14 protein-coding genes are annotated in these 16300 nt (G+C 46.3%); 13 read left to right on the top strand and 1 reads right to left on the bottom strand.

All coding sequences use genetic code 11. From position 1 onward, the window contains the following. Positions 1-145: 145 nt before the first annotated feature. The 11 genes from rpoE to acpS all read left to right on the top strand — a co-directional run bounded on the left by rpoE (position 146) and on the right by acpS (position 9527). Positions 146-718: an RNA polymerase sigma factor RpoE gene (gene rpoE, locus WJM94_RS19900; protein ID WP_444495923.1), complete on the top strand. Its 573-nt coding sequence runs from the start codon at positions 146-148 to the stop codon at positions 716-718. A 32-nt stretch (positions 719-750) separates the two neighbouring features. Further along, on the top strand, positions 751-1377 hold the full coding sequence (locus tag WJM94_RS19895; protein ID WP_444495922.1) for an RseA family anti-sigma factor: 627 nt from the start codon (positions 751-753) through the stop codon (positions 1375-1377). After that, positions 1374-2333 (top strand): sigma-E factor regulatory protein RseB, encoded by a 960-nt coding sequence (gene rseB / locus WJM94_RS19890; protein WP_444495921.1) that lies wholly within the window; start codon positions 1374-1376, stop codon positions 2331-2333. Before WJM94_RS19895 ends, rseB begins: the two co-directional genes overlap by 4 nt. Positions 2334-2349: 16 nt before the next feature. Continuing rightward, a complete protein-coding gene (locus tag WJM94_RS19885) occupies positions 2350-2820 on the top strand; it encodes a SoxR reducing system RseC family protein (protein ID WP_444495920.1) in 471 nt (156 codons plus the stop codon). A 156-nt stretch (positions 2821-2976) separates the two neighbouring features. Then, on the top strand, positions 2977-4770 hold the full coding sequence (lepA, locus tag WJM94_RS19880) for a translation elongation factor 4 (protein ID WP_444495919.1): 1794 nt from the start codon (positions 2977-2979) through the stop codon (positions 4768-4770). Positions 4771-4874: 104 nt separating this feature from the next. Beyond that, entirely contained in the window at positions 4875-5774 is a 900-nt protein-coding gene (gene lepB / locus WJM94_RS19875; protein ID WP_444495918.1) for a signal peptidase I, read from the top strand. A 163-nt stretch (positions 5775-5937) separates the two neighbouring features. Then, positions 5938-6615 (top strand): ribonuclease III, encoded by a 678-nt coding sequence (rnc, locus tag WJM94_RS19870; protein ID WP_444495917.1) that lies wholly within the window; start codon positions 5938-5940, stop codon positions 6613-6615. Then, positions 6608-7570, top strand: a complete 963-nt coding sequence (gene era, locus WJM94_RS19865; protein ID WP_444495916.1) for a GTPase Era — start codon at positions 6608-6610, stop codon at positions 7568-7570. The genes rnc and era overlap by 8 nt, the downstream gene beginning before the upstream one ends. A 97-nt stretch (positions 7571-7667) precedes the next feature. Further along, entirely contained in the window at positions 7668-8405 is a 738-nt protein-coding gene (gene recO, locus WJM94_RS19860; protein ID WP_444495915.1) for a DNA repair protein RecO, read from the top strand. Beyond that, the gene (gene pdxJ / locus WJM94_RS19855) at positions 8402-9133 is read left to right on the top strand and encodes a pyridoxine 5'-phosphate synthase (protein WP_444495914.1); all 732 of its coding nucleotides are present in this window, start codon (positions 8402-8404) and stop codon (positions 9131-9133) included. The genes recO and pdxJ overlap by 4 nt, the downstream gene beginning before the upstream one ends. A 13-nt stretch (positions 9134-9146) precedes the next feature. Continuing rightward, positions 9147-9527 (top strand): holo-ACP synthase, encoded by a 381-nt coding sequence (gene acpS, locus WJM94_RS19850; RefSeq protein ID WP_444495913.1) that lies wholly within the window; start codon positions 9147-9149, stop codon positions 9525-9527. Between the two features lie 45 nt (positions 9528-9572). Here acpS and barA read toward each other — a convergent pair whose 3' ends face one another. Continuing rightward, complete coding sequence (gene barA / locus WJM94_RS19845) at positions 9573-12389, bottom strand: two-component sensor histidine kinase BarA (protein ID WP_444495912.1); 2817 nt, start codon at positions 12387-12389, stop codon at positions 9573-9575. Between the two features lie 199 nt (positions 12390-12588). Between barA and rlmD the strand changes: the two genes are divergently transcribed. Both rlmD and relA read left to right on the top strand, forming a co-directional pair. Next, positions 12589-13908 carry a 23S rRNA (uracil(1939)-C(5))-methyltransferase RlmD gene (gene rlmD / locus WJM94_RS19840; protein WP_444495911.1) on the top strand — a complete coding sequence of 440 codons (1320 nt, stop codon included), beginning with the start codon at positions 12589-12591 and terminating at the stop codon, positions 13906-13908. A 172-nt stretch (positions 13909-14080) separates the two neighbouring features. Next, complete coding sequence (gene relA, locus WJM94_RS19835; RefSeq protein WP_444495910.1) at positions 14081-16300, top strand: GTP diphosphokinase; 2220 nt, start codon at positions 14081-14083, stop codon at positions 16298-16300.

Here is a 16300-nt window from a genome sequence, read left to right as displayed (position 1 = left end):
AAAATTGAGAACCCATGGAACTTTCTCTTTCACATTGCAGTCACAATAGTGCTCAAGTAAGCAGTGGTGTCAATACTACGTTTTGCATAAATAGTACCCATATCTGAGAAGAGTAGGGGCATAACAAATAGGAGTATCCGCTCGAATGAACGAGCAGCTGACCGATCAAGTATTGATTGAGCGAGTTCAGAATGGCGATAAGCAAGCATTCAACCTGCTGGTAACGAAATATCAGAACAAGGTATGCAATCTTATTTCCAGATACGTAAGTAATCCTGGCGATGTACCAGATGTAGCACAAGAAGCATTTATCAAGGCTTACCGAGCTATCCCCAGTTTTCGTGGGGAAAGTGCGTTTTATACGTGGCTGTATCGCATTGCGGTGAATACTGCGAAAAATCACATTGTGGCTCAAGGGCGCAGACCTCCAGCGACAGATGTTGATGCTGAAGAAGCTGAATTTTACGAAACAGGTAATGCACTTAAAGAAATTTCGAACCCTGAGAACTTAACGTTGTCCAAAGAATTGCAGCGGGTAGTGTTCAGTGCAATAGATGCCTTACCTGAAGATTTAAAGACAGCAATGACGTTACGAGAGCTAGATGGCTTAAGTTATGAAGAAATTGCTGAAGTAATGGATTGCCCGGTAGGAACGGTACGCTCACGTATCTTCCGTGCTCGTGAAGCGGTGGAAAAGAAAATCAAACCTCTTTTATAGCGCTAGTACAAGTAATAACTATGGTGAAAACAATGGCTGACAAAGAAAAACTTTCAGCTCTCATGGATGGAGAATTGATCGATAAAGCTTTAATTCAGGAATTAGGGCACGATCAAGAGAGCCGTGAAGCTTGGCAAAACTATCACTTGATTGGTGATGTGATGCGAGGCGAAGCGCCAGCAAAACCTGAGTGGAATATTGCTGAAAGCGTGGCGTTAGCGTTAGAAAACGAGCCAGTGCATCGTGCTGTCGACTCGCACAGTGCAAACGTAATTTCAATTGCTGACGCACTAAAAGAGTCTCAACCAGAACCGCAAAAAGCGAAACGTCAGTTGCCAGGTTGGTTAACTCAGTTTGGGCAAGTTGCTGTTGCAGCATGTGTATCTTTAGTCGTCATTTTAGGTGTGCAGCAGTACGGTGGTAGCGATCCGACGTCGTCTCAAACAGAACAACTTCCTGTATTGCAAACTATTCCGTTTGCAGGCAGTGCGGAACCAGTGAGCTTGACTCGTGAATCCGTAGAGCGTTCAATGGGGGAAGCAAATATGCAGGAGCAACGTAAGCGTGTTCATGCTATGCTGCGAGACTATGAACTGCAATTAAGAATTAACAGCGATGTATCTCAGCAAGATGCACCTCTGACTTCGGATGTTGAATGAAAAAATTTCTGATCAGCGCTTGCGCCCTGTTCAGTGTGATGTCTTCGCAAGCCTTTGCTGGTGATAAGCCAGCGGAGGCTTTATTGCATCAAATGAGCGAGGCGAGTAAGAATTTAAGTTACGAACTCTCTTATATCCTTATCAAAAAGAACAGCATTGAGCCTTTGCTGTACCGTCACTCATCTCACGGTGAAGCGCAATACGCTCATCTTGTCTATCTAAGCGGACCTGTACGCGAAGTCATTCGTCGTGGCAGAGAGGTTAGCTACATAGAAACCGGAACAGAACCGTTTACCATCGAGTCGGGTAACATGGTTGCTCCAACCATTCCTATGTTAAATACCAATATTGATGACTTGAACCTCTATTACGATTATGTGCAAGTTGGGCGAGCTCGTGAAGCGGGCGTGGCGACTCAGGTTGTACGTATCGTACCAAAAGATGGCTTGCGTTATTCCTACATCCTTTGGGTAGACGAAAAGAGCAAGCTCCCACTGCGCGCAGATCTTATCGACCGCGATGGCGAGGTTCTGGAGCAATATCGCACCATCTCATACACGGTCAATCCGAAAATTGCCGAATTGATGAGTGGTCTGGAAGAGGTTCAGCTACCTGCAGTGCTAACTATGCCGAAAGGTGATATAAGTACCAGTGATTGGGTTGTCGGTTGGACACCTGATGGTTTTCAGCCGAATGAGTTAAATCGGTACCGTATGGCAGTAAGTGAGCAAATGGTAGAGAGCCAAATGTATTCGGATGGCTTATTTAGTTTCTCTGTCTATGTTGCGAATAAAGATGAGCACTCGTTGAAAGGCCAGCTTGTTCGTCAGGGGCGCAGAACGCTGCATAGCTACGTCAACGGTGACTATGAAATTTCTGTTGTAGGTGATATTCCGCCAGCAACGGCGCAACGTATCGCTCAATCTGTTACATTTAAAGTAACCCAAAACCAGTAAACATGAGTAATGTGCAATGATGACCGCGTTAGCGACTGTGACAGGGGTCGAGCGTCACGGTAAGCAATATGAGATTGATTTGAGCTGTGAGCAGCAAACCAGTTGCAGCAGCTGTTCTTCGCAAAAAAGCTGCGGCACTGGTGTGGTGACGAAAGCCTTAGGCAATAAAAGCTTGTCATGGCATTTGCGTACAGAAAAATCAGTGCAAATTGGGCAGATCGTAGAAATCGGCTTCCCTGAATCCAGCTTAATTAAATCTGCCATGGCAGTGTACTTATTACCGCTGTTCGGTTTGATTCTTGGTGCGCTCTTTGGTCATCTATTATTTGCGCCTTTAATGTCTGGTGGAGAAGGTATCATTATTTTATCTTCAGTGGTTTTTGCTGCTGGTGGCGCGTGGTTAGCGAAACGCGTTTCTCGTCCACTGGAAGATGAATCACAGCGTCAAGTTACTTTGATTCGAGTGCTTGGAGAGCCCATCCAGTAAGCTTTGCACCCCGCATCACGACGTAATTTGGGTATGTACCTTAAATTACGTGCGCCCGTTAACGAAATTCGGTAGAATCGGCCAACTTGATTGAAATGCCATCAGTGATGGCTTTCTTACTGTCCTTATTTGTAAAGAGTTAGTCAGCCTAAATCTATGAAGCACATTCGTAACTTTTCGATTATCGCCCACATCGACCATGGTAAGTCGACCCTGTCAGACCGTCTAATCCAAGTTTGTGGAGGATTAAGCGATCGTGAAATGGCCGCACAGGTTCTGGATTCTATGGATCTTGAACGTGAGCGTGGTATCACCATTAAATCTCAGAGTGTGACTCTAAACTACACCGCTAAAGACGGTGAAACCTATCAGCTGAACTTCATCGATACTCCGGGACACGTAGACTTTGCATACGAAGTATCACGTTCTCTGGCAGCTTGTGAAGGCGCGCTATTGGTGGTTGATGCTGGTCAGGGTGTAGAAGCGCAAACACTTGCTAACTGTTACACAGCGATCGAAATGGATCTGGAAGTTGTGCCAATCCTAAACAAGATCGATCTACCAGCAGCAGATCCAGATCGTGTTGCTGAAGAAATTGAAGAAATCGTTGGTATCGACGCGATGGACGCAACCCGCTGTTCTGCGAAAACAGGTCTGGGTGTTGATGACGTTCTGGAAAACATCGTATCAGCGATCCCTGCACCTGAAGGTGATCCAGATGGACCACTGCAAGCGCTGATCATCGACTCATGGTTTGATAACTACCTTGGCGTAGTGTCTTTAGTGCGTATCAAAAATGGCTCACTGAAGAAAAACGACAAAATCAAAGTGATGAGCACTGGCCAATCTTGGGGTGTAGACCGTCTTGGTATCTTTACTCCGAAGCAAGTGGACACTGATGTTCTGAATACTGGTGAAGTAGGTTGGGTTGTTTGTGGTATCAAAGACATTCTGGGTGCGCCAGTAGGTGATACTTTGACCACGGCTAAGAATGGCAGTGATAAACCACTACCAGGTTTTAAGAAAGTAAAACCTCAGGTATACGCAGGACTATTCCCGGTAGCATCTGACGATTACGAAAGTTTCCGTGATGCTCTAGGCAAACTCAGCTTAAACGATGCATCATTGTTCTACGAACCAGAAAACTCAGCAGCACTAGGCTTTGGTTTCCGTTGTGGCTTCCTTGGTATGCTGCACATGGAAATCATCCAAGAGCGTCTTGAACGTGAATACGATCTGGATCTGATTACAACAGCACCAACGGTAGTTTACGAAGTTAAGAAAACAGACGGCGATATTCTTTATGTTGATAGTCCGGCGAAACTTCCTGCGATAAACGACATCGCTGAAATTCGTGAACCAATCGCACGTTGTAACATCCTGGTACCGGCTGACTACTTGGGTAACGTTATCACCCTGTGTGTGGAGAAGCGTGGTATTCAGGTTGATATGGTTTACCACGGTAACCAAGTCGCAGTGACTTACGACATCCCAATGGCTGAGGTGGTTCTCGACTTCTTCGACCGTTTGAAGTCAACCTCTCGCGGTTACGCGTCTCTGGATTACAACTTCCAACGTTTTGAAGAGTCGAACATGGTTCGTGTAGACGTACTTCTAAACGGTGACAAAGTGGATGCACTAGCGCTAATCACGCACAAAGATCAGTCTCAGACTCGTGGTCGTCAGTTGGTTGAGAAGATGAAAGAATTCATCCCTCGTCAGATGTTTGATATCGCGATTCAGGCTGCCATCGGTAACCACATTATCGCGCGCTCTACCGTTAAACAGCTACGTAAGAACGTAATCGCGAAATGTTACGGTGGTGACGTGAGCCGTAAGAAGAAACTTCTGAAGAAACAGAAAGAAGGTAAGAAACGTATGAAGCAGATCGGTAACGTAGAACTGCCTCAAGAAGCGTTCCTGGCGATTCTTCACGTAGGCAAAGACTAGATTTGAACTTTGTTCCATTCTTGTTGGTCATAAGACGTTAGAACTTAAAATAAGTGAAAGAGTTAACGCTCTTTCACTTTCGCATTTTTAGATAAGGGAACTTAATGGCGAATACATTCTCACTGATTCTGGTTATCGTGACCTTGGTAACTGGTGTAGTTTGGCTTTTGGAGAAGCTGGTGTTTGCGAAAAAACGTCAGGCAAAAGTCGCAGAGATCGAAGCACAAACAACCAATGGTCTGGATGCAGTTACGCTGCAAAAAGTGGAGCGCCAGCCTTGGTGGGTTGAAAACAGCGTATCTATCTTCCCTGTGATTGCGTTTGTACTCGTCTTACGTTCTTTTATTTATGAACCGTTTCAGATCCCATCTGGCTCAATGATGCCAACGTTGTTAGTCGGGGATTTTATTCTGGTTGAAAAATACGCCTACGGTTTGAAAGACCCTGTGTGGCGTACTGAGCTATTAGAAACTGGCAAACCGGAGCGTGGCGATATTGTGGTGTTTAAATACCCGCCTCAGCCGAGCATTGACTACATCAAGCGTGTTGTCGGTATGCCGGGTGATATTGTGCGTTATTCAACGGATAAGCAGATTTGTATTCAGACGAAAGGTGATTCTGATTGTAAACCTGTACACTTAAGTAACGTAAAAGAAAGTCAATTTAGCTCAAATGGTATCCCGATGATCCAATTGGATGAAAAACTGGGTAACGTTGAGCACAATATTTTGGTCAACCCAATCGTTCGCAACCATGTGGAGCAGTACTTTCCGCGTAGCGGCACAACAGAATGGGTTGTACCACAAGGACAGTACTTTGTTATGGGTGATAACCGTGATAACAGTGCTGACAGCAGATACTGGGGCTTCGTCCCAGAAGCAAACTTAGTCGGCAAAGCTGTCGCCATTTGGATCAGCTTCGAGTTTGAGCGTGGCGCAGATAGCGTTCTACCTTCATGGATTCCAACAGGTGTGCGTTTTAACCGCATCGGTGGCATTCACTAACTTCTCGTCATATTTGAAGTCGCAGCATCGTTGACTGCATAAATTCACCGGAGCTCCGGACGCCCTAATTACATAGTTCATCTATGCTCATAGGGCTGAATTTATTTGTCGCCTAGCTGCAACTCCAACTATATAGAGAAATAAACATTAATATCGAGAGAGTATGAATTCTCCAATAGATAAACTAGAGAGAAAGCTTGGCTATCAGTTTAAAGATGCTGAGCTTATCAACTTGGCGCTGACTCATCGCAGCGCCCACAGTAAGCACAATGAACGTCTTGAGTTTCTGGGCGATTCAATTTTAAGTTTTGTCATCGCTGATGATCTGTACCATCGTTTTCCAAAAGTGAACGAAGGTGACATGAGCCGTATGCGCGCTACCTTAGTTCGTGGGCACACATTGGCGGAACTGGGCCGTGAATTTGGTCTAGGAGATTATTTAAAATTAGGTCCAGGTGAATTGAAGAGTGGCGGTTTTCGCCGTGACTCTATTCTTGCCGATGCGGTAGAAGCCATTATCGGTTCAATTTACCTTGATAGTGATATTGAACAAGTGCGCGGCATTGTACTGAGCTGGTACCAGTCTCGTCTTGACGCTATTAAACCTGGTGTATCACAAAAAGACCCAAAAACTCGCCTACAAGAGTTCCTGCAAGGCAGAAGAAAACCGCTGCCTGTTTATACAGTGACTAATATTAAAGGTGAAGCGCACAACCAAGAGTTCACGGTTGAGTGCGACGTAGCAGGTGTGGATAAACCTGTAATCGGTAAAGGCACCAGCCGCCGCAAGGCAGAACAGGCGGCAGCAGAAACAGCACTAGAGCAATTAAGTAATGGCTGATAACGAATTCGACATTGATGCATATTTTGCATCACACGGTGAAGTAAGTTCACCAGAAAACCAGCATTGTGGCTTCATTGCTATTGTTGGTCGCCCAAACGTGGGTAAATCGACACTTCTGAACAAAATTCTGGGTCAGAAGATTTCTATCACGTCACGTAAGCCACAAACCACTCGCCACCGTATCATGGGTGTGGATACCGATGGGGATTACCAGGCGATTTACGTCGATACTCCAGGACTTCACATCGAAGAAAAACGCGCAATCAACCGTTTGATGAACCGCGCTGCAAACTCATCACTGAGTGATGTGAACCTAGTGTTCTTCTTGGTTGATGGTACACACTGGACCAACGATGACGAAATGGTGCTGAACAAGCTTCAGAAGGCGAACTTCCCTGTCGTTCTTTGTGTCAACAAAGTAGACAACGTGCAAGACCGCAACGACGTGATGCTGCACATGATGGACATGTCGAAGAAGATGAACTTCGTTGACGTGGTGCCAATCTCAGCTAAACACGGTAAGAACCTTGATGTATTGCGCAAGCATGTGCGAGATCACTTACCTAAAGCAGCGCATCACTTCCCAGAAGAGTACGTGACAGACCGTTCTCAGCGTTTCATGGCGTCAGAAATCGTGCGTGAGAAGCTAATGCGCTTCACGGGTGACGAGCTGCCATACTCAGTGACGGTTGAGATTGAACGTTTTGATTACAATCCGGAAACGGATGGCTTCCATATCAACGCCCTGATTCTTGTTGAGCGTAGCGGTCAGAAGAAAATGGTGATTGGTAAAGGCGGCGAGAAGATCAAAACGATTGGTCGTGAAGCTCGTCTGGACATGGAAGAGCTGTTTGGTCGCAAGGTTTACCTGGAAACTTGGGTTAAAGTGAAATCCGGTTGGGCTGATGACGAACGCGCTCTGCGTTCACTAGGTTACATAGACGATCTATAAGCTTGAAGCGAAGACACTTCGCTCCAGCATTGATTCAAATAGGGAGCCTCTGGGCTCCTTATTTTTTTATTCTAGACTATTAGGCACACTGATTGAGATGAGAAACCTGTCCTCAGAAGGCTTCCAACGCTGTTTTGTATTGCACCGACGTCCATACAGTGAATCGAGCTTAATCCTTGATGTTTTCAGCGAGGAGTACGGCCGCGTCACGTTAATGGCAAAAGGCGCACGCAGCAAACGCTCGACTCTGAAAGGTGCACTGCAGCCGTTCACGCCTTTATTACTCAAATGGTCAGGCAAAGGTTCAATGAAAACCTTGCGCCAAGCAGAGCCCATCAGTCTTGGGTTGCCGCTAAGCGGTATCAATCTCTACTCTGCCATGTATGTTAATGAGTTAGTGGGGCGAGTACTGATGGCGGAAGTGCCAATGCCTGCGCTTTTTCATGATTATCTGCATGCATTAACGGAGCTGGCTCAGTGTGATAACCCAGAACCAGCTCTGCGCCGTTTTGAGTTGGCATTGCTTTCTTCTATGGGCTACGGCGTCGATTTTATGCACTGTGCCGGGACAGGTGAGCCAGTGGATCCTGATATGACTTATCGTTATCGTGAGCAGAAGGGATTCATTGCTTCAGTGAGGCGTGACAACCTAACTTTTTTAGGAAATGAATTGATTGCCATCAGTGAGCGGCGGTTCGTCACTAAAGGGCAGTTAAAAGCGGCAAAACGCTTTACACGTATAGCACTAAAGCCGTATCTTGGCGGCAAACCTTTAAAAAGTCGTGAATTGTTCATTCAGACACACTTTCCTAGAGCACGGAGTAACGGAAAATGAGCTCAATCTACTTAGGCGTTAATATCGACCATATTGCTACATTGCGTAATGCACGTGGTACAAAGTACCCGGATCCTGTTCATGCTGCGGAAATCGCAGAGCGAGCGGGTGCGGACGGTATCACTATTCACTTACGTGAAGACCGTCGCCATATTTTGGATCGTGATGTACGTATCTTGCGTGAAACTATCCAGACGCGCATGAATCTTGAGATGGCGGTAACGGATGAAATGGTTGAGATTGCGCTCAAAACTAAGCCTGAGTTCGTTTGTCTGGTTCCGGAGAAGCGTGAAGAATTGACGACAGAAGGTGGTTTGGATGTGGTTGGCCAGCTTGCTAAAGTGAAGGCGGCGACTGAGAAACTAACTGAAGCGGGCATCAAAGTATCGCTGTTTATTGATGCAGACCGTCAACAGATTGATGCTGCAAAACAATGTGGTGCTCCATACGTTGAGCTGCATACTGGCCACTATGCGGATGCGGAAACTGAAGAAGAGCAGCAAGCTGAACTGAAGAAAATCGCAGCAGGCGCAAGCTATGCAAATGATTTGGGTATTATTGTCAATGCGGGCCACGGTCTGACTTACCACAACGTTGCTCCTATTGCGGCTCTGCCAGAGATTTACGAGTTGAATATTGGCCACTCAATCATTGGCCGTGCAGTATTCGACGGTCTGGAAAAGGCCGTGGCTGATATGAAAGCGTTAATGGTCGCAGCGCGTAAATAATTAGGCATTAAGGATGGCTATTTTAGGTTTAGGTACTGACATCGCGGAGATTGAGCGTATTGAAAAAGCGCTGGTTCGCAGTGGAGAGTCATTCGCCCAACGCATTCTCTGTGAAGAAGAGATGAGCAAGTTTGGACAGCTAAAGCAGAAAGGACGTTATCTCGCCAAGCGTTTTGCAGTAAAAGAAGCCGCCTCTAAAGCATTAGGGACGGGGATTGCGAAAGGGGTAACCTTTCACGATTTTAGCGTGACTAATGATGAGTTAGGTAAGCCCGTGTTAGCGTTATCCGGCGTGGCGAAACAAATCGCTCACACCATGGGCGTAAAGCATATCCACCTTTCTATTTCGGATGAACGACACTACGCGGTAGCAACTGTACTGCTTGAATCCTAATCAGTAAGCCGAATGCAAAAAGCCAGAGCAGATGCTCTGGCTTTTTTAATCATGGACGTGACCATCATTGCTGAGGTAGAGCTTCGCGGTTGTTGTCACCTTAATCATCTCGTCCTGAAGCTCAAACATTTCAGGTTCAATATCTTCAATGCTGGAACCAGAGCGTAAGGCCTGCTCCAACGTGGCACATAGGGATTTCAGCCTTGGAACACCACAGTAGGAACTGCTGCCGTGCAGTTTGTGGATCACATGAATGAGATCATCACGTGAGAAATCCTCTTCTTCCAGTGCCTTGGAGACAATGCCATCCACTTCAGGAATAAATTCGACCAGCATGCGCAGCATATCTTTCGCTAAGTCTTCTTTGTTAGCGCTCTGCTTTAGTGCTGCTTGCCAATCGATAATGACATCCTGATGAGCGGTTTCTGTCGCGTTAGGTATGGTATTTTCATCTTCATCAACATAAGAAGGCGCGACTTTACCTACGCTTTCGGTGCAGGCATTTGGGTTCCAGTGAACCAAAACCTGTTGCAGCACGTGTTCTTCTATCGGTTTGGTGAGGTAGTCATCCATACCCGCAGCAAGAAGTCGATCCCTCTCTCCAGCCATTGCATGTGCGGTTACCGCAATCACCGGTGTGTCTTTATTAAGCTCAATTTGCTTGATGTGCTTACATGCCGTCACACCATCCATATGTGGCATCTGAATATCCATGAAGATCATGTCGTATTTCTTCTCAGTCGCCAGATTCACCGCTTGTTGGCCGTTACTGCAAGCGGTCACTGTTTTAACACGCTCTTTCAGTAATGCTGCAATCAGCTTCAAGTTCGCTGGGTTATCATCAACGGCTAATACGTGCAGCGGTAAACGCTCTTCTTGTACGGTCGGTATTGGTGTTATTAAAGGTTGCGGTGATTCAACACGCTCACTGATAAGGCTTTGCAGCAATCGACGTCTCGACAGAGGTTTTGTGAGGCACTGAATATGATGATTAGTCATGATCTGTTCAGCAAGCGCAAGTTCTGTGCTTGGCGTGCCCATGATTACGCTTGGTGCCAGACGTTTTGCTTGTTCGATCCAAGCAGTCACGGATTGCTCATCGTAAGTCTGGTTAGGCGCCAGATTCAGTAAGACATAATCATAATGCTCGTCAACTTCTGGTAAGGATGAGCGATAGGTTACCAGTATGCCTTCTTGGCTCAGAATCTGCTGTGTCACAGATGCGGCCTGCATGTTAGGTTCTACCAACAGCAATTGTTTACCAGTCAAAAGATCAACTTCGATAAGATCACTCATTGGCATCTCTGTCGAATGGAGGCGCAGGGTGAACCAGAAGGTTGAGCCTTGGTGCAGGCGACTGGTTAGGCTAATTTCTCCGCCCATCTGGCTAACCAGTTTCTGAGTAATAACCAGCCCCAGCCCCGTACCGCCATAGCGGCGAGAAATACTTGCATCGGCTTGGCTAAATGCCTGGAACAGCTGTGCTTGCTGACGCTCTGAAATACCAATACCGGTATCGCGCACCATAAATTGCAGCTCAACGGAATCGCCGGACTGAGATCGCATCTCAACACTGATGTCGATGTTGCCACGCTCAGTAAATTTGATCGAGTTACCTACCAGGTTTGTCAGAACTTGCTGGATACGCAGAGGGTCACCAACCAAACCAGGTGGGATCTTAGGATCAACTTTAAGCGTGATTTCCAGCCCCTTCTCATGGGCGCTGGTGGCTTGCAGGCTGATAACTTCTTCCAGACTTTCGCGGAAATCAAACGGAATGTTTTCCAGAGCCAGTTTACCTGCTTCCAATTTCGAAAAGTCGAGAATGTCATTGATGATGTTGAGAAGATTATTTGCTGATTTTTCAATGGTCTGAAGGTAATCTGTCTGGCTGTTTGATAACTGAGTTTTCAGCATCTGGCGCGTAAAGCCAATCACGCCGTTCAGAGGTGTTCGTAGCTCATGAGACATATTAGCCAGGAACTCTGACTTCACCCGCGCTGCTTCTTGTGCACGCTTCTTCGCGATGTCTAACTCAACGTTCTGAATTTCCAACTGCTCTAAGGTTTCACGTAGGTCAGAGGTTGCCTGATCGATACTGTGTTGCATCTCGACGTGGTATTCCGACAGAGAAACCGCCATGGCGTTGATACCGTTTTTCAACTGATCGAGCTCACCGTGCATTTTGCCTTCAATACGAACGTCCAAATGTCCACGTCGAATACGGTCTACGACGTTTTTCATGTGAGTGATCGGCTGAGTGACATCATGCATTAAGCGGGATGCAAACACGCTGGCCAGACCAAGACCTAAAATAAGCACTAAAAATGCAGAGAAAACTTCCTGGTATTGCTGAAGGCGCAAAGAAGATAGGTCGAGCTCCACCGCAATATAACCAATGGCTTTGGTCGCTTGGCTTTTGTTCGATAGATCCGCAAGATAATGACCTTCAGATAAGATAGGCACACGCAGTATCAGGTAGTTATCGTAGATTTCCGAATTTCCCAATGGCGGGATTGGTTTGTCTTTCGGAAACATCAACGCTTCGAAATTGGGATGAAAGTTTGAAGTAACAAATAACTCGTGGTTCGAGTCAAAGACGGCAATGCTTCGGACCAGTTTCGAATTTTTGCGGTGAGCGTAGCTGATAAGGCGACGAACGGCTTCTCGGCTTTCTGTCAGTAAGTGAGATTCACTGGCAATGGCTAGTGGTTCAATGATGCTATTGCCGGTGGTAATGACTTGTTTCTCAAGATCCTGATAGCGGTTAAATGAGAAAAAGCCGCTCAGTAATAAGCCAATAATGAGAGTGGGAGCGAGAGTCAGTGTTATTACACGTGCTCGTAAGCCATATCTGGTCATGTTTCTATTATCTAATTACATTGGAGTCTGGATATGGGAAAATAACGCATTATTTCTCAAGAGTAGTCATATTGCCTTGAGTAAAGAAGTGACGTCACCGGATAAACGGTAAGCATAATCAAGTCATTCGATTCACACAACGGCTGCAATCAATAATAGTGAAGCCGTAAAGCAAATAGACACAAATCAGGCACAGAGCATGGCACGTATCTTCCAACCTAAAAAGAAAACCCAACTCAACTCTCGTCATCAGGCAGTACATGTTGAGCGTTTGGATCACCACGGCGCAGGTATCGCCTACCTGAATAAAAAGCCACTATTTATCGAAGGAGCTTTGCCTGGTGAAGAGGTCGTTACTCAACTGGTGGAAGAAAAAAGTAAGTTTGCCCGCGGTAAGCTTATCAAAATTTTGCAGCCGAGTGACACACGTGTTGAGCCATTCTGCCCGCATTACCATGAATGTGGCGGTTGTGATTTGCAGCATTTGGATTATGACCAACAATTGACGCACAAACAGCAGACACTGCGTCAGCTAATGCGAAAATTTGCCGGTCATGATATCGAGTTGGATGAGCCAGTATTAGGTGAAACGTTGGGTTACCGACGCCGTGCGCGAGTGAGTTTGTTTGTGGATAAAAAAACGCATCAACTGCATTTTGGTTTCCGTAAAAAGCAAAGCAAGCAGATTGCCCAAGTGACTGATTGCCCGGTTTTAGCGCCGCAGCTTAATGTGTTATTGCCAGAAATTTACACTCTGCTGCAGAGTTTTAAAAAGCCAGAGCAGCTTGGTCACGTAGAGCTGGTATTAGGAGACAACGGGCCGTGCATAATTCTGCGACATTTGAATAAGCTCGCTGAATCAGAAATAGAGGCTTTAATCGAGCTTGCGCAGCGCCATAACGCGACCTTGTACCTGATGCCAGAAACTGATCAGCTGGACTTAGTTGAAGGTGAAACACCGTTCTATCAAGAAATTGGTGTGAAGATTCCATTTACACCGAACAACTTTATTCAGGTAAACCAGACAGTAAACCGCCAAATGGTGGAACAGGCGATTGAGTGGTTAGACCCGCAAAAGAGCGATCGAGTGTTAGATTTGTTCTGTGGTCTTGGTAATTTTAGTTTGCCAATCGCTAAGTTAGCGAAACACGTTGTGGGTGTAGAAGGTGTGGCTGAGATGGTGGAAAAAGCCACAAATAATGCATCATTGAACCAAATCAATAACGCGCAATTTTATCACGCTAACCTTGAGTTGGACTTTGAAGGTCAGGCATGGGCGGCAGAGAAGTTTGATAAAGTGCTGCTAGACCCAGCACGTGCCGGAGCGAGCGGGATCATCGATCAAGTTTCCACACTTGGTGCCCAGCGCGTGGTTTATGTTTCTTGTAATCCTGCTACCCTTGCAAGGGACAGTCAGAGCTTACTGGAACAAGGCTACAAATTAACCAAGTTAGGTATGTTGGATATGTTCCCGCATACCAGCCATTTAGAATCAATGGCCTTGTTTGAAAAGTCCTAGTTATTAGGACATCGGCCCTTTACTTGTGGTGGGGTCAAAAAGTCAGCGCTTAACGCGTGGACTGTATATCCAAGTCACTCTCTCTTATCTAAGCAGTTTGGCGTTACTTGGGTATAAACTAATCTGAACGGTGTTAGTCAAACCACACGAATATAATAATTAGGATGATGAGATGGTTGCGGTAAGAAGCGCGCATTTAAATCAAGATGAACAGTTTGAACTCGAGCGCTGGGTGGCTAGTCTGGGGCAAGAGAAAAACACAGCATCGCGCTTAATCGAAGTATATAAAGACTGCCAGTCTATTCTGGTAGATAACGAACAAGCGGAATTATTGCTGTGGCGTGGACGAGAGATGATCGAAATTCTGATCACTTTGTCTATGGATAAAGCGACTCTAGTGGCTGCTCAACTGTTCCCATTGGTTTCAAGCGGTGCCTTCAAAAGAGAATTGTTTGAAGAGAAGTACAGCAAAGAAATTGTAAAGCTGATTGATGGCGTTGAAGAAATGGCCGCTATCGGTCAACTCAATGTCACTATGGAAAGCACTGCTGCGTCGTCTCAGGTAGACAACGTTCGTCGCATGTTGCTTGCCATGGTTGATGATTTTCGTTGCGTCGTAATCAAACTGGCAGAGCGCATCTGCAACCTGATAGAAGTGAAAAAAGCGCCGGATGAAGTCCGACGTGCTGCCGCTAAAGAGTGTGCCAACATCTATGCACCGCTGGCTAACCGACTTGGCATCGGTCAGCTTAAATGGGAAATTGAAGATTACGCTTTCCGCTACCAGCAGCCAGATACCTACAAGCAAATAGCAAAGCAGTTAGCTGAGCGTCGTATTGTCCGTGAGCAGTACATAAAAGACTTTGTCGAAGATCTCACTCAAGAGATGAAAGCTTCTGGCATTAATGCTGAAGTGAGCGGTCGACCAAAACACATCTACAGTATCTGGCGAAAAATGCAGAAGAAGAGCTTGGCGTTTGATGAGCTTTTCGATGTGCGAGCAGTACGTATCATTGCGGATAAACTGCAAGACTGTTATGCCGCTCTAGGTGTGGTTCACACTAAGTACAAGCATCTGCCAAGCGAGTTCGATGACTACGTTGCGAACCCGAAACCCAACGGTTACCAATCAATCCACACAGTGATTCTTGGACCAGAAGGCAAAACCATCGAGATCCAGATTCGAACCAAGCAAATGCACGAGGAATCGGAGCTTGGTGTCGCGGCTCACTGGAAGTACAAAGAAGGCACGAGTGCTCGCAGTGGCTACGATGAAAAAATCACCTGGCTACGCAAACTACTGGATTGGCAAGAAGAGATGTCCGATTCTGGTGAGATGCTGGATGAGCTGCGCAGTCAGGTCTTTGATGATCGCGTCTACGCATTTACGCCTCGTGGTGATGTGGTGGATTTACCGATGGGCGCAACGCCTCTGGATTTTGCTTACCATATTCACTCTGAAGTTGGTCACCGTTGTATCGGTGCCAAAGTGGGAGGACGCATTGTGCCGTTTACCCATAAACTTCATATGGGCGATCAGGTAGAGATCATCACTTCTAAAGAACCAAACCCATCACGTGACTGGTTGAACCCTTCACTGGGCTTCGTTCACTCCGGACGTGCTCGCGCTAAAATTAACGCTTGGTTCCGTAAACAGAGTCGTGAGAAAAACTTAGAGGCCGGACGTGAAATCTTAGAGCACGAACTGGTTAAGATTGGAGCTACGTTGAAAGATGCAGAGCGCTATGCGCTGAAGCGATTCAACGTCAAGTCACCAGATGAGCTCTTTGTCGGTGTAGGTAGTGGAGATTTGCGCATCAACCAGATCATTAATCATATTAATGCCCTGGTAAATAAGCCGACCGCTGAAGAAGAAGACCAGCAAGCACTAGAGAAATTGCAGGAAGCAGAGCAAAAAGCATCTGCTCAAAGCCGACCTAAGAAAGATGCCGTCGTCGTAGAAGGTGTAGATAACCTGATGACGCACCTCGCTCGTTGTTGTCAACCAATTCCGGGTGATGAGATCTGTGGCTACATAACACAAGGTCGTGGTATTTCGGTTCACCGTAGTGACTGTGAGCAGCTAGAAGAGTTACGACATCATGCGCCAGAGCGAATCATAGATACCGTCTGGGGTAGCGGCTTTGTCGGCTCATACATTCTCACCGTACGGGTAGAAGCGATGGAGCGTGGTGGTCTGCTTAAAGACATCACAACCCTATTAGCGAACGAAAAAATCAAAGTCACCAGCATGAAGAGCCGCCTCGATTATCGTCGTCAACTGGCCATCATGGACTTTGATCTCGAAGTGAGCAATGTGGAAGCGCTGTCTCGCGTTTCTAAACGTGTTGAACAAATAAAAGATGTTATGTCCGTAAAACGTCTCGGCTAA

Origin of the sequence: Vibrio sp. YIC-376 (assembly GCF_052353105.1) — a bacterium.
Lineage (GTDB): Bacteria > Pseudomonadota > Gammaproteobacteria > Enterobacterales > Vibrionaceae > Vibrio.
The sequence above is the reverse complement of the archived record's forward strand: the minus strand, read 5'-3'. Positions and strand labels throughout refer to the sequence as shown.